This is a genomic window from Streptomyces sp. NPDC091271 (assembly GCF_044757505.1).
GTDB lineage: Bacteria > Actinomycetota > Actinomycetes > Streptomycetales > Streptomycetaceae > Streptomyces.
In genome coordinates, this window is record NZ_JBIVVD010000001.1 from 1,318,368 (window position 1) to 1,337,660 (window position 19,293).

Annotated in this window: 18 protein-coding genes and 2 pseudogenes; 11 read left to right on the forward strand and 9 right to left on the reverse strand. The window is 70.7% G+C overall.

Features of this window, described 5'->3' with window-relative positions; all coding sequences use genetic code 11:
• The first annotated feature begins 44 nt into the window (after positions 1-44).
• The 3 genes from ACIQM3_RS06265 (at position 45) to ACIQM3_RS06275 (ending at position 6,040) form a co-directional block, all read left to right on the forward strand.
• The gene (locus tag ACIQM3_RS06265; RefSeq protein ID WP_401619443.1) at positions 45-1,457 is read left to right on the forward strand and encodes a GH1 family beta-glucosidase; all 1,413 of its coding nucleotides are present in this window, start codon (positions 45-47) and stop codon (positions 1,455-1,457) included.
• Between the two features lie 43 nt (positions 1,458-1,500).
• Positions 1,501-4,587, forward strand: a complete 3,087-nt coding sequence (locus ACIQM3_RS06270; protein ID WP_401619446.1) for a glycoside hydrolase family 3 N-terminal domain-containing protein — start codon at positions 1,501-1,503, stop codon at positions 4,585-4,587.
• A gap of 61 nt (positions 4,588-4,648) precedes the next feature.
• Positions 4,649-6,040, forward strand: coding sequence for a hypothetical protein (locus ACIQM3_RS06275; protein WP_401619448.1), 1,392 nt, complete (start codon positions 4,649-4,651; stop codon positions 6,038-6,040).
• Here ACIQM3_RS06275 and ACIQM3_RS06280 read toward each other — a convergent pair.
• Positions 6,037-6,642: an MSMEG_1061 family FMN-dependent PPOX-type flavoprotein gene (locus tag ACIQM3_RS06280; RefSeq protein ID WP_401619450.1), complete on the reverse strand. Its 606-nt coding sequence runs from the start codon at positions 6,640-6,642 to the stop codon at positions 6,037-6,039. The genes ACIQM3_RS06275 and ACIQM3_RS06280 overlap by 4 nt on opposite strands.
• A 163-nt stretch (positions 6,643-6,805) precedes the next feature.
• On the opposite strand from ACIQM3_RS06280, the gene ppk2 reads away from it, so the two are divergent.
• The gene (ppk2, locus tag ACIQM3_RS06285) at positions 6,806-7,756 is read left to right on the forward strand and encodes a polyphosphate kinase 2 (protein ID WP_401619453.1); all 951 of its coding nucleotides are present in this window, start codon (positions 6,806-6,808) and stop codon (positions 7,754-7,756) included.
• A 6-nt stretch (positions 7,757-7,762) separates the two neighbouring features.
• Here ppk2 and ACIQM3_RS06290 read toward each other — a convergent pair whose 3' ends face one another.
• Entirely contained in the window at positions 7,763-8,527 is a 765-nt protein-coding gene (locus tag ACIQM3_RS06290; protein ID WP_401619456.1) for a DUF4097 family beta strand repeat-containing protein, read from the reverse strand.
• Between the two features lie 65 nt (positions 8,528-8,592).
• The gene (locus ACIQM3_RS06295; protein ID WP_401619459.1) at positions 8,593-9,459 is read right to left on the reverse strand and encodes a hypothetical protein; all 867 of its coding nucleotides are present in this window, start codon (positions 9,457-9,459) and stop codon (positions 8,593-8,595) included.
• Positions 9,460-9,540: 81 nt separating this feature from the next.
• Between ACIQM3_RS06295 and ACIQM3_RS06300 the strand changes: the two genes are divergently transcribed.
• The 3 genes from ACIQM3_RS06300 (at position 9,541) to ACIQM3_RS06310 (ending at position 10,952) form a co-directional block, all read left to right on the forward strand.
• Complete coding sequence (locus tag ACIQM3_RS06300) at positions 9,541-10,005, forward strand: GNAT family N-acetyltransferase (protein WP_401619462.1); 465 nt, start codon at positions 9,541-9,543, stop codon at positions 10,003-10,005.
• A 321-nt stretch (positions 10,006-10,326) separates the two neighbouring features.
• On the forward strand, positions 10,327-10,563 hold the full coding sequence (locus ACIQM3_RS06305; RefSeq protein ID WP_401619465.1) for a hypothetical protein: 237 nt from the start codon (positions 10,327-10,329) through the stop codon (positions 10,561-10,563).
• Entirely contained in the window at positions 10,560-10,952 is a 393-nt protein-coding gene (locus ACIQM3_RS06310) for a type II toxin-antitoxin system VapC family toxin (protein ID WP_401619468.1), read from the forward strand. The genes ACIQM3_RS06305 and ACIQM3_RS06310 overlap by 4 nt, the downstream gene beginning before the upstream one ends.
• Before the next feature lie 56 nt (positions 10,953-11,008).
• Here ACIQM3_RS06310 and ACIQM3_RS06315 read toward each other — a convergent pair.
• The 5 genes and pseudogenes from ACIQM3_RS06315 to ACIQM3_RS06335 form a co-directional block, all read right to left on the reverse strand.
• Positions 11,009-11,719: pseudogene (locus ACIQM3_RS06315) on the reverse strand (cellulose-binding protein); the annotation flags it as partial.
• Positions 11,720-11,901: 182 nt separating this feature from the next.
• Entirely contained in the window at positions 11,902-13,284 is a 1,383-nt protein-coding gene (locus ACIQM3_RS06320; RefSeq protein WP_401619471.1) for a cellulase family glycosylhydrolase, read from the reverse strand.
• A 124-nt stretch (positions 13,285-13,408) separates the two neighbouring features.
• A complete protein-coding gene (locus ACIQM3_RS06325) occupies positions 13,409-14,242 on the reverse strand; it encodes an SMI1/KNR4 family protein (protein WP_401619474.1) in 834 nt (277 codons plus the stop codon).
• A gap of 10 nt (positions 14,243-14,252) precedes the next feature.
• Positions 14,253-14,411 (reverse strand): annotated as a pseudogene (locus tag ACIQM3_RS06330) (DUF397 domain-containing protein); the annotation flags it as partial.
• A 29-nt stretch (positions 14,412-14,440) separates the two neighbouring features.
• Complete coding sequence (locus ACIQM3_RS06335) at positions 14,441-15,262, reverse strand: helix-turn-helix domain-containing protein (RefSeq protein ID WP_401619477.1); 822 nt, start codon at positions 15,260-15,262, stop codon at positions 14,441-14,443.
• Between the two features lie 348 nt (positions 15,263-15,610).
• Here ACIQM3_RS06335 and ACIQM3_RS06340 point away from each other — a divergent pair, with 348 nt between their 5' ends.
• The 3 genes from ACIQM3_RS06340 to ACIQM3_RS06350 are packed head-to-tail and all read left to right on the forward strand — an operon-like array spanning position 15,611 to position 17,748.
• Positions 15,611-16,057 (forward strand): ATP-binding protein, encoded by a 447-nt coding sequence (locus ACIQM3_RS06340; protein WP_401619480.1) that lies wholly within the window; start codon positions 15,611-15,613, stop codon positions 16,055-16,057.
• Between the two features lie 15 nt (positions 16,058-16,072).
• A complete protein-coding gene (locus ACIQM3_RS06345) occupies positions 16,073-17,113 on the forward strand; it encodes an NAD(P)/FAD-dependent oxidoreductase (RefSeq protein WP_401619483.1) in 1,041 nt (346 codons plus the stop codon).
• Positions 17,110-17,748 (forward strand): SAM-dependent methyltransferase, encoded by a 639-nt coding sequence (locus tag ACIQM3_RS06350; protein WP_401619486.1) that lies wholly within the window; start codon positions 17,110-17,112, stop codon positions 17,746-17,748. Before ACIQM3_RS06345 ends, ACIQM3_RS06350 begins: the two co-directional genes overlap by 4 nt.
• A 64-nt stretch (positions 17,749-17,812) precedes the next feature.
• Here the strand turns inward: ACIQM3_RS06350 and ACIQM3_RS06355 are convergent, their stop codons facing one another.
• The gene (locus tag ACIQM3_RS06355; protein ID WP_401619489.1) at positions 17,813-18,430 is read right to left on the reverse strand and encodes a YceI family protein; all 618 of its coding nucleotides are present in this window, start codon (positions 18,428-18,430) and stop codon (positions 17,813-17,815) included.
• Between the two features lie 230 nt (positions 18,431-18,660).
• Here ACIQM3_RS06355 and ACIQM3_RS06360 point away from each other — a divergent pair, with 230 nt between their 5' ends.
• Positions 18,661-19,185, forward strand: a complete 525-nt coding sequence (locus tag ACIQM3_RS06360; RefSeq protein ID WP_401619491.1) for a hypothetical protein — start codon at positions 18,661-18,663, stop codon at positions 19,183-19,185.
• Positions 19,186-19,293: the final 108 nt, after the last annotated feature.

Sequence of the window (19,293 nt, forward strand, 5' to 3'; positions counted from 1 at the left end):
ACATCCGCCCACCACCCCACAGCAGAACCGGAGTTCGGAGACCCATGAATCTCGTCACGCCCCGCAGCAGCCTGCAGCCCGCCGCCGTCCAGGGACTCCCTGCCGACTTCCGCTGGGGCGTGGCCACCTCCTCGTACCAGATCGAGGGTGCGGCCGCGGAGGACGGCCGCACGCCGTCCATCTGGGACACCTTCTGCCGTGTGCCGGGCGCCGTGCACAACGCGGAGCACGGCGACGTGGCCTGCGACCACTACCACCGGATGCCCGAGGACGTCGAGCTGATCGCGGGCCTCGGGGTCGACACGTACCGCTTCTCGCTCGCCTGGCCGCGCATCCAGCCGGGTGGCCGTGGCCCTGCCAACGCCAAGGGCCTCGACTTCTACAAGCGGCTGGTCGACGAGCTCCAGGGGCGGGAGATCACCCCCTGGATCACCCTGTACCACTGGGACCTGCCGCAGGAGCTGGAGGACGCCGGCGGCTGGCCGGCCCGCGACACCGCCCTGCGTTTCGCGGAGTACGCCACGCTCGCGTACGAGGCCCTCGGGGACCGGGTCGAGCACTGGACGACCCTGAACGAGCCGTGGTGCTCGGCGATGCTCGGATACGCGTACGGTGCCCACGCCCCCGGCCGCACCGACATGGGCGACGCCGTGAGCGCCGTCCACCATCTGCTCCTGGGCCACGGGCTCGCCGCCCGGCAGATGCGCGAGGCGGCGGGAAGCAGCCCGCTGGAGCTCGGCATCACCCTCAACCTCGGCACCGCCACCCCGGAGACCGACAGCGAGGCCGACCGGGACGCCTGCCGCCGTGCCGACGGCATGGGCACCCGCCTCTACCTCGACCCGATCGTCCACGGCGGCTACCCGCAGGACGTCGTCGACGACCTCGCGGCCCAGGGCATCGAACTGCCCGTCCAGGACGGCGACCTGGCCGCCATCGCGACCCCACTCGACGTCCTCGGCGTCAACTTCTACCGCGGCGCCCTGTTCTCCGGAGTGACCGAGGAGGGTTCGCCGACCGACGCCGACGGCTTCCCCGTCGTCCGCGGGGTGGAGCGCGACCTGCCGCGCACCGCCATGGACTGGGAGATCACCCCCACCGAGCTCACCGACCTGCTGCTGCGGCTCCAGCGTGACTACGCGCTGCCGACCGTCATCACGGAGAACGGGGCCGCCTTCGACGACACCGTCGCCGCCGACGGCTCCGTGCCCGACACCGACCGCACCGCCTATCTCGCCGACCACATCGCCGCCGTGTCCGAGGCCCGTCGCCAGGGCGCCGACGTCCGGGGCTACTTCGCCTGGTCGCTGATGGACAACTTCGAGTGGGCCTACGGCTACGACAAGCGGTTCGGCATCGTCCGCGTCGACTACGACACGCAGCTGCGGACGCTCAAGGACAGCGCCAAGTGGTACCGCGACACGATCCACCTCACCCGGAACGCCAGCACCGACTGATCCTCCCGTGCCGAACAACCACCGGACCAGAGAAGAGCCGCACATGCCACGTCCACCGCACGCCCGCGCCCGCCACCGGGCGAGACCGGCCACGGCCGCGCTCGCCGCGGCCACCGTCCTCGCGTCACTGCTCGCCGGGGCCGTCCCCAGCGCGGCGGCCGGCACGGAGGATCCCGCACCCGTCCTCGTCGACCGCTTCGAGGGCGAGGTCCCGCTCGGCAATCCGCCCGCCGACTCACTGTTCACCTGGGGCGGCGACGCGGACGACCACCCCGCCCTCGCGTTCGAGGAGCGCGCCGACGCCCCCGAGGGGGCCAAGGTCCTCCAGGGCACCTACGACATCAGCGCCTACGGCGGACTCAGCCACGAGTTCGCCGTCGGCCAGCCCCCGAAGGACTGGACCGCCCACAAGGGCATCCGTTTCTGGTGGTACGGCCAGAACACCGCGCCCCTGCCGCCCGGTTCGGGCAAGCGGATCAACTTCGAGATCAAGGACGGCGGAGCCAACGGCGGCGCCTCCGAGCTGTGGACCACCTCCTTCACCGACGACTGGGAGGGCTGGCACCAGGTCGAGATCCCCTTCGCGGACTTCGTCTACCGGGCCGACTACCAGCCCGTCGGCGGCATCGACCAGGTCCTCGGCCTGAACGAGATGTGGGGCTACGCCCTCACCCTCCCGACCGGCGCCCCCGGCTCCTTCGCCATGGACGCCGTCGAGCTGTACGGCAAGGCCGACCCGGCGCTGAAGTCGAGCGTCGTCGTCGACTCCGCCGTCCACACGGTCAAGGAGGGCGGCACGGCGGACATCAGGATCTCCGTCGCCACGACCGGCTCACTCCCCACCGAGGAGCCCGTCACCGTCGCGTACGCCACCAAGGGCGGCAGCGCCGGGTCCGGCAAGGACTACACACCGGTCACCGGCACGCACACCTTCCCGGCGGGCACCGCCTCCGGCAGCACCCACACCGTCTCCGTGGCCACCGCCAAGGACAAGGACGCCGAGTCCGCGGAGACGATCCCGCTCGAACTCACCGTCACCGGGGCCAAGGCGCCCAAGGAGAACCCCCAGGTCGTCATCGACGCCCACGGGCTGCCGTACCAGAACGCGAAGCTCCCGGTGAAGAAGCGCGTCGCCGACCTGCTGTCGCGGATGTCCCCGGCCGAGAAGGCCGGCCAGATGACCCAGGCCGAGCGCAACGCGCTGAGGTCCCAGGGCGACATCGCCACGTACGACCTCGGCTCGCTGCTCTCCGGCGGAGGCTCCGTACCCACCCCGAACACGCCCGAGGCCTGGGCGAAGATGACCGACGCCTACCAGCTGCGCGCGCAGGCCACCCGCTTCCAGATCCCGCTGATCTACGGCGTGGACGCGGTGCACGGTCACAACAACGTGATCGGCTCGACGATCATGCCGCACAACATCGGCATCGGCGCGGGCCGCGACCCGAAGCTCGCGGAGAGGACCGGCGCCGTCACGGCGAACGAGGTCCGCGCCACCGGCATCCCGTGGGACTTCGCCCCCTGCGTCTGCGTCACACGGGACGAGCGCTGGGGCCGCTCCTACGAGGCGTACGGCGAGGACCCGGCGCTGGTCGAGGCCATGGAGACGGTCATCACCGGCATGCAGGGCAGCCCGTCGGGGAAGGACCTCGACCGCAACGACAAGGTGCTGGCCAGCGCCAAGCACTTCGTCGGCGACGGCGGCACGGAGTTCGGCTCCTCCACCACCGGGTCGTACACCATCGACCAGGGCGTCACCAAGGTCACCCGCCAGGAGCTCGAAGCCGTCCACCTCGCGCCGTTCGCCGAGTCCGTGAAGCGGGGCGTCGGCACGGTCATGCCGTCGTACTCCTCGCTCGACGTCCTCGGCGACGACGCGGGCCCGGTGAAGATGCACGCCAACGCGGAGATGATCAACGGCGTCCTCAAGGACCGGATGGGCTTCGAGGGCTTCGTCATCAGCGACTGGCAGGCCATCGACCAGATCCCGGGCGACTACGCGAGCGACGTGCGCACCTCGGTCAACGCGGGCCTGGACATGATCATGGTCCCGACGGCGTACCAGGACTTCACGAAGACACTCCAGGACGAGGTCACCGCCGGCCGGATCAGCCAGGTGAGGATCGACGACGCGGTGTCGCGGATCCTCACCCAGAAGTTCCGCCTCGGCCTCTTCGAGAAGCCCTACGCCGACACGTCGAACCTGGACGAGGTCGGATCGGCGGCACACCGCGCGGTCGCCCGCGAGGCGGCCGCCAAGTCCCAGGTCCTGCTGAAGAACGACGGCGCCGTGCTGCCGCTCAAGGCGTCCCAGAAGGTCTACGTCGCCGGGTCCAACGCCGACGACCTCGGCAACCAGGCCGGTGGCTGGACCATCAGCTGGCAGGGCGCCTCCGGTGCCACCACCCCGGGCACGACGATCCTGAAGGGCATCGAGAAGAACACCTCCTCGGCCACCTTCTCGCAGGACGCCTCCGCCCCGACCGAGGGATACGACGCCGGAGTCGTGGTGGTCGGTGAGAAGCCGTACGCCGAAGGCATCGGGGACGTCGGCAACGGCCACGACCTGGAGCTCACCGACGCCGACAAGAAGGCCGTCGACACGGTCTGCGCCGCCATGAAGTGCGCGGTCCTCGTCGTCTCGGGCCGCCCCCAGCTCATCGGCGACCGGCTCGGCTCCGTCGACGCCCTGGTCGCCTCCTGGCTGCCGGGCACCGAGGGCGACGGGGTCGCCGACGTCCTCTACGGCAAGCGGGCCTTCACCGGGCAGCTCCCGGTGACCTGGCCGAAGTCCGAGTCGCAGCTGCCGGTCAACGTCGGCGACACGGCGTACGACCCGCAGTTCCCGTACGGCTGGGGACTGACCACCCTGCGGAAGGCCCCGCAGGGCGGAGAGGCCACCCTCACCGGGCTCGCCGTCGCCGCGGGGCTCGCCGAGCGGGCGGGCCTCGGGAGGACCGCGGCGGGCAAGGAGATCGTGGACCGGGCGAGACTCCTGGTCCAGCAGAAGACCGGCGGAAAGCTGACCGCGGCGGTGTCCAAACCGTTCGCCGAGGCCGACCACCTGCTGCTCACCGGCGATCTCACCGGGGCGGTGTCGAAGCTGCGCGCGGCGTACCGCGCCGTGTAACAGCACGGAGGCGACCCGGGCGGGCGACGCATTATTCGCCCGTTCGGGTTACTTTCGGAGTATGCGGAAAAGGCTGTTCGCTCCCTTGTGGGCCTGCCTGCTGCTGATGGTCTCGGCGGTCGTGCTGGCGTTGGTCCCCGCTGCCCAGGCCGCCGCCCCCTCGACGATCGACGACGTGGCCACCGCTCTGCGCGAGGACCCCGTCTACGTCGACCCGGCGGCGTCCGGCCAGCTCTCGGCGTCCCAGGAGGCCGCCCTGGAGAAGAAGATCGAGGACGCCGACAAGCCGGTCTTCGTGGCCGTGCTGCCCGCGACGTCCGAGTACCCGCCCGAGAACCTCCTGCAGAACCTGCGCACCGACACCGGAGTCACCGGCGTCTACGCGGTCCGTCTCGGCGACGGCTTCGACGCGGGCGCCGACCCGCAGGTGATGCCGACGCGGGCCGTCGAGAACCTCACCACCGCCGTGAAGGCACCCGGCGCGGACGCCGACGCCGCTACCCAGCTCAACGCCTTCGTCGACCGTGCCGTCGACGAGGCCAAGGGCAGCGCCCCGGCATCCTGGTCCGGCGGCGACGCCGGCGACGGCGCGGAGAACGGCGCCCCGGTGGCCGGTCTGATCGTCCTCGGCGGCGTGGTCCTGGTCGGCGGAGGCACCGCGTTCGCGGTCGTCCGCCGCAACAGGAAGCGCAAGGAGGAGGAAGAGCGGGCCGCCCTGGAGAAGCTCCGGGTCGTCGTGGACGAGGACATCACCGCGTACGGCGAGACCCTGGACCGGCTGGACTTCCATCCCGCCGAGAAGGGCGCGAACGACGCGATGCGCATCGACTACGAACGTGCGCTCGACTCCTACGAGGACGCCAAGTCCCGCATGGGCGACGCGCAGCACCCCTCCGACGTACGAGGGGTGACCCAGGCCCTGGAGGACGGCCGTTTCTCGCTCGCCGTCCTGGAGGCCCGGCGCAGGGGCCGGGCCCTCCCGGCCCGCCGCCCGCCCTGCTTCTTCGACCCGCGCCACGGGCCCTCCGTCGCGGATGTCCTGTGGACGCCGTCCGGCGGAGCGGCCCGCGAGGTCCCGGTCTGCGGCGCCGACGAGGTGCGGCTGCGCGACGGCGAGGACCCCTTGAGCCGCACGGTCGACGTGGGCGACGGCCGACGGCGCCCCTACTGGGAGGCGGGCCCGGCCTACGGCCCCTGGGCCGGCGGCTACTTCGGCGGCGGCCTGCTCCCGGGCCTGCTGGTCGGCACCATGCTCGGCTCGATGCTCTCCACCCCGGCGTACGCGGCGGAGTACGGCGGCGGTGACTTCGGCGGTGGCGGGGGCGGTGACTGGGGCGGCGGCGACGTCTCCGGCTCCGACTTCGACTCGTCCGGCTTCGGCGGTGGCGGCTTCGGCGACGGCGGTGGTTTCGGAGGCGGCGGCGGAGGCTTCGACGGCGGCGGCGGGTTCTAGACCCCGGGCATGTCAGGCCTTCCCGGCCCCGCGCCCTCCCACGTCTCCGGCGCCCACATGCCCGAGCGCTTGAGCGACGCCGGGCAGTGCAGATAGATCTCGTCGATCTCCACGACCAGGGCCAGGTCGGGACGCCGGCCCTTCACCGTCATCCCGTCGAAGAAGGGGGCGTCCGTGAGGACGCGGGCGCGGCCGTTGATCCGCAGGACGGTCATCACGCCGGGTATCAGGTAGAGCAGGCCGACGTGCGGGTTGGACAGGATGTTGTGGAAGCTGTCGCCACGGCGGTTGCCCGGCAGATCGGGCAGGGCGAGCGTCCGCGCGTCCAGAACCCGGGTGAAGCCCGGTGCGCCGCCGCGCGGGGAGGTGTCGCAGTTGCCGTCGGCGTCGGACGTCGAGACTGCGCAGAACGGCGCGCGGGCCAGGAGGTCCAGGTCGTCCTCGGTGAGCTCCTCGTGGACCTTGTCGATGACCAGCGGCCACGGAGTGCCGAGGATCTCCCTCAGTTGCTCCGCCGACCGCAGGGGCACCGCCCCGGCCAGGGGGTCACCGCCGGGGGAGGGGGCGTCGGCGGTGGCGGCCACGGGCGCGGCGTTCGACAAGAGATTCTCCGTACCTCGCGGGGGCACAGCAGCGGATCGCTGACCTGGCACTGTTAGGGCAACCTTACTTACGCCTGCGGCCGTGCCCGTGCCGGGGCCGCACCGCCCGCGCCCCCCCAACGCCTGGTGGCGCGGAGCCCGAACGGGTGACAAGCTTGACCGGGTGGACCGTGACCGGGTGGAGAAGCAGTTGCTGGACGGATTGACCGTCGACACCAGCAGGCCCGAGCAGCCGATCCTGCTCGACGAGGCGGGCCGGCCGATCGGGACCTGGCGCGAGAACTACCCGTACGACCGCAAGATCCGCCGCAAGGAGTACGAGCGGATCAAGCGCATCCTGCAGATAGAGATGCTCAAGCTCCAGCGGTGGACCAGGGACACCGGCGCGCGGGTCGTCGTGGTCTGCGAGGGACGGGACGCAGCCGGCAAGGGCGGCACCATCCAGCGGTTCACCGAGCGCCTCAACCCGCGTGGCGCGCGCATCGTGGCCCTGGACAAGCCCACGGACCGCGAGCGGGGCCAGTGGTACTTCCAGCGTTACGTGGCCCATCTGCCGGCGCCCGGTGAGCTCGTCTTCTTCGACCGCTCCTGGTACAACCGGGCCGGAGTCGAACGCGTCATGGGCTTCTGCACCCCGTCCGAGTACGAACTCTTCCTCAGGCAGTGCCCGGCCTTCGAGAAGATGCTCGTCGACGAAGGCATCATCGTGGTCAAGTTCTGGTTCTCGGTCTCCCGTGCCGAGCAGCGCACGCGCTTCGCCATCCGCCAGGTCGACCCCGTCCGCCAGTGGAAGCTCTCGCCCACGGACATCGACTCCCTCGACCGCTGGGACGACTACACCACGGCGAAGGTCGACATGTTCCGCGCCACCGACACCGAGCACGCGCCCTGGACCGTCGTGAAGAGCAACGACAAGCGCCGGGCCCGCCTCGAAGCGATGCGCAGCCTGCTCGCCCGCATCGACTACACGGCGAAGAGCGACGAGGCCGTCGGCAAGCCGGACCCCCTCGTCGTGGGCCCGGCCGCCACCCTGCTGGAACAGGGCGAGGAGGACACCGTCCTCTCGCCCACCCCCCTCGCCCCGCACGCCGAAGGGCCGGGCGAACATCCCTGAAGACCCTCAGCCGCGCGTGGCGGTGACGTCACCGTTGACCGTGGCGAGGGTCATGTCGTGCCCGTTCCGCTCCGTGGAGGAGGGGAACGCCACGGAGGCCCGGCCGTTCCGCGTGGTCGCGTCGACGACGTACGCGGGCGCGTCGTGGGGCAGCGCCACCTGTACCGAGCCGTTGGTCGTGGCGGCGTCGAGACGGGACGGTGAGGTGGTGCTGCCGAGCGTCACGTCCCCGTTGACGGTCTCCGCGTGCAGGCGCGCCGAGCTCACATCCCCGGCGCGCACGGAGCCGTTGCGGGTGGCCAGCCGGACGGTGGCGTCACCGAGGCCGGACCGGGTGACCGTCACGTCCCCGTTGACGGTGGTCAGGTCCAGTGCCGTCGCGACGCCGGCCACGTCGATGCCCGCGTTCCTGGCGGTGACCGTGACCGGTACGCCGGCGGGGATGCCGACCGCCGGCATGCGGGGGCACGGCCCGTCCTCGTGATCCCCGCCCTCCTCGTGCCGGGGGCAGGACAGATCGAGGACCAGGGTGCCGTCGCGGTGGGACCAACGGCTGTCGATCCGGGCCTCGGTGACCACCCGGTCGTCTTCGGACGGCCGCAGGCGCACGCCGTTGTCGGTCGTGATCACCAGATGCGTTCCCCGGCCCAGGGCGGGCGGTGCCCCGCCGAGCCGTGCGCCCGGGTCCCCGCCGCCGCACGCCGCGAGGAGGGGGGCGGCCGCCAGCAGTGCGGCCCATCGCGTTCGATGCGTGAAAGCCGTGATGTCCATGCCCGCTCGTGTTCCCTGCGCGAGGCCATCCCATGGCAGGAGACGGACGATCACATGACTGCGGCTCAGCGGGACAGCAGCTCGATGAGCTGGTACGGGACCAGGAAGAACCCGAGGACCAGCAGTGATGTGCCGCCGAAGGCGACACCGATCGTCCTGAGCACCCAGGTCCGCAGAGGGAGGACGGCCTTGACCCGTTCGACATGCCGGGGGTCGTACAGGACGGTGACCTGCCGGGGCGCGCCGCGGACGGCCTCCGCGGCGCTGTCGGGCTCGCAGAACCGTTTCACGCCCTCCGCGTCGACGAAGCTGTAGATCTGCTTCTTGCCCTGGTCATGGTCGAACGTTGCCAGCACGGAGATGCCGCGACGGCGCAGAAGCCCACGGTCGTACAGGTTCTTGGCCGACAGGCCGTAGAGCAGCAGGCCGAAGGCGAGAGGCTTGAGACCGAGGAGCCAGAAGACCACGCCGAAGATGTCCCCGTGCGCGATCAGGACGACCAGGCCCGCCACATAGAGGGCCACGGGGGACAGCGCGGCGGCGATCAGGAGCCGGTCGCGGGCCGTCCTCCTGTCCTTGCCCGCGAGCGGGGGGAGCACGACGACCTGCGCCGCGCCGTCCTCGCGCGGTGCGTCGGCGTCCCGGACGGGCAGCGCCCCGTTCGCCGCGTCCACGAAGGCCGTGGCCGACGCCCGGTTGCGGCAGCCCACCCGGAAGACCGTGCCCGACGCCCCCGCGGGAGCGGTCAGGGCGACCTGCACGCCCGGCCCGCGCCGGCTTTCGAGGCGGACTTCCTCAACGGCCTCCAGCGGTATGCGTCTTCGGACACCGCCCTGTTCCAGGACGATCGACCGCTTCTCCATCGAGAAGGAGCCGGTACGGCTGCGCACGGTCAGGGAAGGCAGGGCGGGGGAATCGGGTGTGGTGGTCATGGCGGGACTTTAGCCACCATGACAGCGAACAGCCCGCCGATTCCGATATGACCGTACGAGTTCGTCTGCCAGACTTATTGAGTGATCGTCAGACTCGCGCGGGAACAGGACCTGGCCGGCTTCATCGCGCTTGCGGCCCAGGTCGAGGACTGGTTCGGGCCGATGGTGGAGGATCCCGGCTTCCACGGCGCCGTGGAGGAACACATCCGCCGGTCTGCGGCGCTCGTCGCCGTCTCGCCGGACGCGGAGACCGTCGGAGGCCTGCTGTTCGGCGCGGAGGCACCGGTTCATCATGTGCACTGGCTCGTCGTGGCCGAGAAGGCGCGCGGTACAGGTGCCGGACGGGCGCTGATGGCGGACGCCTTCCGCAGGTACGTGCGGGGGCCCGGCACCGTCGAGGTGGTCACCTTCGGGGCCGACCACCCGGGCGCCGTGGACAGCGGGGCACGCGTCTTCTACGAACGCCTCGGCTTCACACCGGCCGAGGCCGCCGAACCCGGCCCGGAAGGCGGTTCACGGCAGGTCTATCGCCGGACCGTCTCCTGAACGCCTCCAAGCGCCGTGGAGCCCGAGGACGCCCGCTGAGACCGAGCCGGCTGAGAAGTTACGGACACGAGAAACGGGCATAACGCCCGCGATTCGGTCCGTAACTTCCCGACGAAGCTTGGGGGATATCGTTCGTGAGCGTGCGCTAGGACGGGACGACCGCCGTCCTCACCAACGACTGGCGAACCATCTGACCCTGGACCTCACCGACCCGGCCCTCTCCTGACCGCGGCGACCGCATTGCCGTCCGGCGGGCGGGGTGCCACCCGATGCCGATGCGTGACAGTTGCGACGTAAGACAGATCGTCTTACGCTCGGATCGTGGCTGACACCGTGACGATTCGCACCGACCCGGAGACCGAACGCGCCCTTGACGTCCTCACAGCCGACGGCGATTCCCGGTCGGCGGCCATAAGGCAGGCGGTGCTGGAAGCGGCCCGGCGCAAGGAGCGCGCAGCCGCGATGCGGCGAGCCGCGCTGCGTATGCCGCTCGGGGAGCCCGACGGTATCGACGTGGGGGCCGAGATCTCTCGTGATCGCGAGGGCGAGAACCGGTGATCTACCTGGACTCGGCAGCTGTCGTGAAGCTCGTCCATGCCGAATCGGAGTCCCACGCACTGCGGGCATGGCTCGATGAGCGGGTGGACACCGGGTGGACCAGCTCTGTCCTGACCGAGATCGAAACGGCCCGGGCGCTGGCTCGCCACGCACCCGCGGCCGTTGTCCGGCTCGATACGGTTCTCGACCTGATCGACATGATGGACATCGACGCCGGTGTGAGGATTCTGGCGCAGACGGTGAAGCCGGCGAGCGTACGCAGCCTTGACGCCATCCACCTGGCGACAGCCCTTCGGGCGAGGTCCCGGCTCACCGCGTTCCTCACGTACGACAAGCGGCTCGCCGACGCCGCACGCGAGGCGGGACTGCCGGTGGAGGCGCCTGCTTGAGCGGCACGCGCCGGAGCACCGGGGCAGGCGGTTGCCCCCGGCGCTCCGGCGGACCCTCAGCAGGCGACGGGCGTGGAGTCGACAGTCACGTCGTCGAACCACAGGGTGTCGTCACCCGTCCCGTAGCTCTCCCAGCCCAGCCGCAGGGCCGTGGGCCGGGGAGCGGTGGTGCGGGAGAGCCACTGCTGGTCGATGTCCTGGGTGGGGACACCGTCGGCGTGCAGGCCCGGCACGAGTTCGTCACCGAGCCAGGTGTCGAGACCCGGTGCCGTCGTGTCGATCGCGAAGCGCAGGCACTGCCAGCTTTCCGTCGGAAGCGGCCTGCTCAGCGCCACTCCGACCGGGCTCTGGGCCGGCAGGGTGGCGTCGTCGCTCTCCCGGTTCCACTGAAGGGCGCCGTTCTGGCCCCCGACGCGCAGGCTCCGTCCGGCCTGGGAGGCGTCGGGCATGGAGACGAACGTGACGTGGGCGGAGGGGAGCGCCGTGGTGTGCCGCACCCACATACGTACGTACACCACCGGGCCGGCCGAGGACAGGTCCGCGGTGGACGCGACGAAGGCGTGGTTGCAGTAACCGGCCCGCCCGTCGATCCGCAGCGATCTGCTGCCACTGTGCGCGACGGCGGTGTCGACGGCAGCCGTGCCGGTGCCCTGGCAGTCCGGTGCGGTGAACTGCCAGGCGCCGGACGGCGCGGGACCGCTCTGGTCCTCGAAGTCCGAGCAGATCACCGCGCTGCCGCAGTCGGCGGGGGCTGACGGGGATGGGGTGGACTCCGCGCCGCTCGCGGACGTCGCGGTGAAGCCGGTCACCAGCAGTGCTACGGCCATGAGGACCGCCGGCCGTGGCCGGCGCGGTAATCGTGGGGGGACGATGCGCACGTGTGCCTCCGAGGCAGGGGGGTGAGGTGGTGCGGAAAGGGGCGGCGGGGGTGGGCCCCCGCCGCCGCAGGTCAGCTGGTGGGGAAGCTGTCGGGGGTGCTGATCCGGTTCTTGAGCAGCGCCCCGGAGTCGTTCAGCACGCCGCTGCTGCTGTAGTCACCGCCGCCGCACGTGCCGGGCCGGAACGCCGCGCTGCTCTCGGGGGCGTCGGAGTAGGTCCAGTTCGCGTAGCTGATCTTCAGCTGATCGAGCAGGTCCAGCCAGGCCGTGGTGCTCGCCTGGTCCATGGCTCCACCGCCGGTGGCGCTCACGGTGCCGAACTCGGTGACGAACAGCGGGAGCCGGGAGGCGGCGCGGCTCAGCGCGGAGCGGTAGGAGTCCTTGTGACTCGCGGCGTAGAAGTGGAACGCGTACATGATGTTGGCCGCATTGACGGGGTTGTTGACGACCTCGCTCTCGTTGGAGCCGTCCGAGACCCCGAGAGAGGACCAGCCGCGGGTGCCGACGATGACGACCGCGTCCGGGTCGGCGGCACGGACCACCGGGATGACCTGCTCCGCGTAGCTCTTGATGCCCGACCAGCTCACACCGTTGGGCTCGTTGGTGATCTCGTAGATCACGTTCTTCTTGCCGGCGTTGCGGGCGGCGACGGACGCGAAGAACGTCTTCGCGCGGTCGAGGTTGTAGTTCGGGTCACCCGGCGTGAGGGTGTGGAAATCGATCAAGGCGTACATGCCGCGGGCCTCGGCCATGTCGACGAGCTCGTTCACCCGTGCCGTGAACCCCGCCGGGTCGGTCTCGTAACCGTCCTCCTGTACGTACATCGAGATGCGCAGCAGGTCCGACTTCCAGTCGTTCGCCAGGGCGTCCAGCGACGCGGCGTTGTAGCAGGCGTCGAACCACTGGATGCCGTGCGTGCTCATGCCCCGCAGCTGGACGGGGCGGTCGTACTGGTTGCACAGGTTCACGCCGCAGACGTGGAGCGGCCCGTTGATGTCCACGGGGGTGCCGTCGGCCTCCGGGTCCGGTCCGGGCGGGGGCTCTTCGAGGGAGCCCGTGCAGGCGACTCCGTTGAGCTCGAACGCCGTGGGCTTCGGGTTGGCGCCCGTGAAGGTGCCCGAGAATCCCAGGTCGGCCGTCGCGCCGGTGGCCAGCGTGCGGTTCCAGGCGACACCGACGGCGGTGACCGCGGAGCCGGACTGCGACCAGGTGGCGTTCCAGCCCTGGGCGACCTTCTGGCCGGCATCCGGTAGGGCGAACTCGAGCGTCCAGCCGTTGGTGGGGGCACCCAGGTTGGTGACCTTCACTCCGGCCTGGAAGCCGCCCTGCCACTGGCTGGCGACGGTGTACTCGACCTTGCAGCCGGTGGCGGCAGCCGCCTCCTGGGGGCCGAGTGCTGCCGTGAGGCCCAGGACTGTCGCGCAGGTCGCCAGTAAGGCGAGTAGGCGTTTCATAGCGTTCCTCCTCGTGCGAAGCGGAAACAGTGGGGGGTGGGAGCGCTCCCAAGGTCCATCGGGCCGAGACCGTACACCGTGCGCCGATGCGCGTACAGACATCCGGCAGGCTTCGGTGAGGAAATCAGGTCCAGGACGATGTGCCGTGAATGGTGTCGGCCGACTGCACGGGGCACCCCATGAGTTCCACGGCCGCCAGCACGGCACGGCGGGCCGCCGCGCTGTCCGCGGGCGGGAACGCGACCCGGAGCTGATGGCCGTAGGCCGACTCGTACGTCAGGAGCCAGCCGGTCGCGTCCACGGCGAAGTGGTCCTGCCGCCGGCCGTCGTGCTCGTAGCCGCCACGGTCCGACGTGGGGGCGAGCGTGTCGCGCAGGATCCGCAGGCGCTCGGCGTACGGGCGGGGCCCCTCGCCCAGCCGGACGTACACATGGTCGAGCTCGACCGTGGGGTCGAACCAGGGGGCGAGCTCCGGCTCATGGTGCAGGAGCTCGGAGGTGATGGCGCGGCTCGTCAGGCCGTCCAGGAAAGCGCCGGCACCGCAGTCGAACCGCTCGTAGTCGTCGTCGCGTGACCAGATCACCACGGGCCAGGACTCGGGAGGCCCTTCGGTCAGCCAGCAGACGTGCGCCGCGCTCTCCGTCACGGCCCAGGCGAGCAGGCCGCCGGGCTCGGGGAAGAGGGGGTACGGATACGCCTCGGGGAAGGAGCCGCGCAGGGGCCCGTAGTCGTCCAGGAGGTCCGCCGTGAGCGGGACCGGGTTGTCGTCACCGAACGGGGTGCAGAGGCACAGCGCACCCCAGAAGTCTCCGCGCCCGTACGTCTCGACCAGCCGCTTGTAGTCCTCGGGCAGCCGGGTGCCCAGCGTCCTCTCCGCCTCCGTCCAGTCGCCGTGGCCGTCGACCACCACGGCGGGAGGGCGTACCCGTTCGGTGATCCGGGCGAGCGAGCCGGTCACGCGCGCACCCTCAGACGGTGGAGGTGACGAACGCGGCCCAGGCGGCCGGGGGCACGGTCAGGACCGGGCCGTCGGTGACCTTGGAGTCGCGGATGTGAACGGCGGAGGGGTGCGCGGCGACCTCTACGCAGTTGCCGCCCTGGTCGCTGCTGTAGCTGGACTTGAACCACGAGAGATCCGTGCCGTGTGCTGCGCGAGTCATGACTCTCCAAGCAGGTCGTCCAGTAGGCGCGCGCTGTTCTCGACGGAAAGCGCCTGCGAACGCAGCATCCCATATTTCTGCTGGAGGACACTGACGTCATCCGGATCATCATGGAGCACGCTGGTCAGCTGGGCCTCCACATAGGCCAGATGGTCGTGATCGGGCGTCTCCAGCAGGACCATCGGGCCCGCCAGACCCGCGTGCTTGGGGAGCTTCGCGGGCATGATCTGCAAACCCAGGAAAGGGAGTTCCATGCACCGCCGCAGGTGCTGGATCTGCTCCCGCCGCATGGCGGAGGCCCCGATCTCGCCGCGCACGATGCTTTCCTCCAGGATGAAGTGGAGCATCGGCCGTGGCCTGCGTTCGAGGAGCTTCTGCCGGTCGAGCCGGGCCGTCACCCACTCCTCCCGCTGTTCCTCTTCGAGAGGTGGGAACAGGCACGAGAACACGAAGCGTGCGTACGCCTCGGTCTGAAGTTGCCCTGGGACAACCTGGTTCTCGTACGACAGCAGCGTCACCGCCTCCTGCTCGTACTCCACGAAGTCCTGCACGAATGCCGGGAATCGCTCCTTCTGCGGCACCTTCGCCACCGCGACCGCCAACGCCCCCTTCGTGTCCAGCAGTTCGTCCAGCTGCGCCGCGAAGTCCGCCTGGAGCGGCCGGCGGCCCTGCTCGATCGAGGCGATCGTGTCCTCGCCCACACAGCACCGGTCGGCCAGTGACGCCTGTGTGTATCCGGCCGCGCGCCGGAACGCGGCGAGCTGGGCGCCGATGACATGCCAGGACGTGACCCGCTTGTTCCTCTTCACCGAGTGCATGACGTGCCCTACTTTCTTGTCGTGGGTTCGAACTGGTCACTCGTAAGATCGGCGGGACCCAGGGGCTTTGGGTATGGCTGTCATGGCGTCGCCGTGAGATGGCTGGAAAGGCTTGGCCGCCCGGGGCCTCGCGACGACTCGACCGCCAATTGGGAGATGCGACTCGATCGCTGTGTAGGGCAACGTCGGCGAGGTCGTCTGCTGGGCTGTGAACGTGCGACGAGCTGGCGGAGGTGACCGTGCCTTTCCCCGTACACGAGCCCCGCCGGACCCGTCAGCGCTCGTACAAACGCGGTGTACGACCTGACTCGGTGACCCACAGTAGTGACGTTCTGTGACAGTCGTGCCGTGAACGAGACAACGCAACTCGCCTCCTTCCGTGAGGCGTTCTACCGCCGTGAGCGCAGGTCGGTGCCGCTCGTGCGCCAGTTCGTCCGGGAGGCTCTGGTCGACTGGGCGTGCGAGGTGGACCTCGACGACGTACTCCTCTGCGTGAGCGAGCTGGCGACCAACGCGCTGGTCCACGGCGTCCCGCCCGGGAGGGGCTTCCGGGTCCAGCTCACCTGGGGGAGCGTGCTCCGGATCGAGGTGCACGACAGCGGCGGGGGCCGGGTGGGAGAGCCGGTGGGCGCCGGGCTCCTCGCCGAGTACGGACGCGGCCTCACGCTCGTCGGGGCGCTCGCCGATGCGTGGGAGGTCGGGGAGCGGGACCCTGGGAAGACCGTCTGGTGCGAGTTTGCCGGTTCGGCAAGCAGGTTTGTCGAATCGTCGCCGCGCGCGCACCATCTTCCGTAACAGGAGGTGTTCCGCATGAGTGAGACGAACCAGCGGTACGACGTAGTGGTGATCGGCGGTGGCGCCGCCGGGCTGAGCGGGGCGCTCGCCCTGTCCCGGGCCCGGCGTTCCGTGCTTGTGATCGACGCGGGCAGCCCGCGCAACGCCCCCGCGGCCCACGCGCACAACTACCTGGGCCGGGAGGGCGTCCCGCCCCTGGAGCTGCTGGCCATCGGCCGCGCCGAGGCGGCGGACTACGGCGCCGAGATCGTCCAGGGCAACGTCGTCTCGGCCGAGAAGCTGGCCGACGGCTTCCGCGTCGTGCGGGAGGACGGGACCACCGTCCACGCCCGTCGCCTGCTCGTGACCACCGGGATAGTCGACGAGCTGCCGGCCGTGGAGGGCCTGGCCGAGCGTTGGGGCAGCGAGGTGCTGCACTGCCCGTACTGCCACGGGTGGGAGGTGCGGGACAGGCCGGTCGGCATTCTGGCGAGCAGCCCCATGGCCGTGCACCACGCGCTGCTCTGGCGGCAGTGGACCGACGACGTGACGCTGTTCCGGAACGACCAGCCCGACTTCAGCGACGAGGAGTACGAGCAGTTCGCCGCACGGGGCATCTCGGTGGTGGACGGCGAGGTGGCCGCCGTGGAGGTGGCCGACGGCCGGCTCACCGGTGTGCGGCTGGCCGGAGGCACGCTGATCCCGCGCGAGGCGCTCGTCGTCCAGCCCCGCTTCACCGCACGCTCGGCGGTCCTGGAGAGCCTGGGTCTGCGGCCCACCGAGATGGAGATGGGCGGCCAGGTCATCGGCACGTACATCGCGGCCGACCCGGCCGGGGCGACCGATGTGCCCGGGGTCTGGGTGGCCGGGAACGTCGCCAACCTCATGGAGCAGGTCGTCGGAGCCGCTGCCGCCGGGCTGAAGGCGGCTTCGGCCATCAACATGGCCCTCGTCACCGAGGACACCCGCCGCGCGGTCGACGCCCGCCGCGCGCCCTTCTCGGCCGAGGCCGAGCGCCATGTCACCGAGCGTGTGCTCGGGGACCGCCGTCACGGACTTCAGGAGACATCACGATGACCACGGACAGCACCCGTACCGACGCCGAGATGTGGGACGACCGGTACCGCGAGAGCGACCGGATCTGGAGCGGGAACCCCAACGTCGCCCTCGTCCGTGAAGTGGAGGGGCTGAAGCCCGGCCGCGCCCTCGACCTGGGGTGCGGCGAAGGCGCGGACGCGGTCTGGCTCGCCCGGTGGGGCTGGCGGGTCACCGCCACGGACATCTCGCGGGTGGCCCTGGAGCGGGCGGCGGTCCACGCGGCCGAGGCCGATGTCGCCGACCGGATCGACTGGCAGTGGCACGACCTGGGGGCCTCGTTCCCCCAGGGGGAGTACGACCTGGTCTCCGCCCAGTTCCTGCACTCGATGGGCGACCTGCCCCGCGAGGAGATCCTGCGCAGGGCGGCGAGGGCGGTCGCACCGGGAGGCGTGCTCCTGATCGTCGGGCACGCCGGCTTCCCCTCGTGGGAGCACGACCACCAGGACATGGAGCTGCCCACGACGGACGAGGTGCTCGCCTCGCTCGAACTGCCGGACGGGGAGTGGGAGGTGCTGCTCAGCGAGGAGCACGAGCGGATCCAGAACGACCCCGAGGGCAACCCGACCACCCGCACGGACAACGCGCTGAAGGTCCGCCGTATCGCGGGCCGCTGACGCCGGGCGCCCGCCGTCCTCCCCGGGAAGGGGAGAGCCGGCGGGCGCGCTCGGTTCGGGAGGGTCAGGCCTGCGGGGCGGCCTTGATGGCGGAGATGTCGAAGTTCAGCTTGACCTTGTCGCCGACCAGCACCCCGCCGGTCTCCAGCGCGGCGTTGTAGGTCAGGCCCCAGTCGGAACGCAGGATCTCGGCGCTGCCCTCGAAGCCCACGCGCTGGTTGCCGAAGGGGTCGGTCGCGGAGCCGTTGAACTCCAGGTCGATGGAGAGCGGGCGGGTGACGTCCTTGATGGTGAGGTCGCCGGTGACGCGGTAGGTGTCTCCGCCGAGCTGCTCGGCGGCGGTGGAGCGGAACGTCATCAGGGGGAACGTCTCGGCGTCGAAGAAGTCGCCGCTGACCAGGTGGCCGTCGCGGTCGGCGATGCCGGTGTCGACGCTGGAGATCTTGACGTCGATGGAGGCGGAGGAGTTGGAGGGGGCGGAGCCGTCCAGTTCCAGGGTGCCCTCGTGCTCACCGAAGGAGCCGCGCACGTTGGTGACCATGGCGTGGCGCACGGTGAAACCGATGCTGCTGTGGGCCGGGTCGATCGTGTAGGTGCCGGTCAGCGCGGCCAGCGCGGGGTCCACCGCGAGGGTGGCGGTGGCGGTCGGGGCGTCGTTGTTCTTGCGGTTGAACAGAGCCATGGCTCCTCCTCGGGGGACGGATCAGACGAGTGGCCGTCGAAGAGTTGATTTAACCTTCAACGAGTTCGACTGTAGCGCCATCTTGTTCAAAGTTCAACATCAAGGGTCCAGGCCGGTCCGGAAGTCGCGGATGGTCTGACGGGGGCCCCGCCGCCCCCTGGCGGACGCGCGTAGAGCTGGGGCACTATCTCTCCCTGCCCGTAATTGTCATGAGCAGGAGGAATCCCCCCATGCTGACCCGTCCCCGACTCCGCTCGGCCCTCACCGCTCTCGCCCTCGTCCTCGGCGCGCTCTTCGCACCCGGCGTCGGCGTTCTCGGCGGTGGTGCCACCGAGGCGCACGCCGTCACCAAGCTGACCCACTCCCAGGCGACCTCCCGCTTCAGCTCGTCCGGGATCACCTGGTCGTCCTCGGGTGGCTGTTCCAACCGGAACGTCTCCACCTGCACGTCCTTCGACCAGCTCAACCTGACCAGCGCCCAGGGTGCCCAGACCCTGAAGAGCGCCACGGGCTGCGCCCTGAACATCACCGGGGGCACCGAGACCGGGCACGCCAGTGGCACGTACTCGCACTGGAACGGCTACAAGCTGGACTTCGGGAAGAGCACCTGCCTGACCAACTACGTCAAGGGAGTGTTCAGTTACATCGGCCTGCGCGGCGACGGCGCCCCGCAGTACAAGTCCGGCTCCGGCAACATCTACGCCGACGAGGGCAACCACTGGGACGTGACGTACTACAACTGCGGCGGCTGCTGACCTCACGCGCACAGGCCCGGCCCCGGGGCCCCCGGGGGGGGCCCCCCCCCCCCGGGGGGGGGCCCCCCCCCGGGGGGGGGGGGCCGCCCCCCCCCCCCGGGGGCGCCG

Coding starts and splice junctions, on each gene's coding strand:
- ACIQM3_RS06265 (WP_401619443.1), top strand. CDS start 45: ATGAATCTCGTCACGCCCCGCAGCAGCCTGCAGCCCGCCGCCGTCCAG.
- ACIQM3_RS06270 (WP_401619446.1), top strand. CDS start 1,501: ATGCCACGTCCACCGCACGCCCGCGCCCGCCACCGGGCGAGACCGGCC.
- ACIQM3_RS06275 (WP_401619448.1), top strand. CDS start 4,649: ATGCGGAAAAGGCTGTTCGCTCCCTTGTGGGCCTGCCTGCTGCTGATG.
- ACIQM3_RS06290 (WP_401619456.1), bottom strand. CDS start 8,527: ATGGACATCACGGCTTTCACGCATCGAACGCGATGGGCCGCACTGCTG.
- ACIQM3_RS06295 (WP_401619459.1), bottom strand. CDS start 9,459: ATGACCACCACACCCGATTCCCCCGCCCTGCCTTCCCTGACCGTGCGC.
- ACIQM3_RS06320 (WP_401619471.1), bottom strand. CDS start 13,284: ATGAAACGCCTACTCGCCTTACTGGCGACCTGCGCGACAGTCCTGGGC.
- ACIQM3_RS06335 (WP_401619477.1), bottom strand. CDS start 15,262: ATGCACTCGGTGAAGAGGAACAAGCGGGTCACGTCCTGGCATGTCATC.
- ACIQM3_RS06345 (WP_401619483.1), top strand. CDS start 16,073: ATGAGTGAGACGAACCAGCGGTACGACGTAGTGGTGATCGGCGGTGGC.
- ACIQM3_RS06350 (WP_401619486.1), top strand. CDS start 17,110: ATGACCACGGACAGCACCCGTACCGACGCCGAGATGTGGGACGACCGG.
- ACIQM3_RS06355 (WP_401619489.1), bottom strand. CDS start 18,430: ATGGCTCTGTTCAACCGCAAGAACAACGACGCCCCGACCGCCACCGCC.
- ACIQM3_RS06360 (WP_401619491.1), top strand. CDS start 18,661: ATGCTGACCCGTCCCCGACTCCGCTCGGCCCTCACCGCTCTCGCCCTC.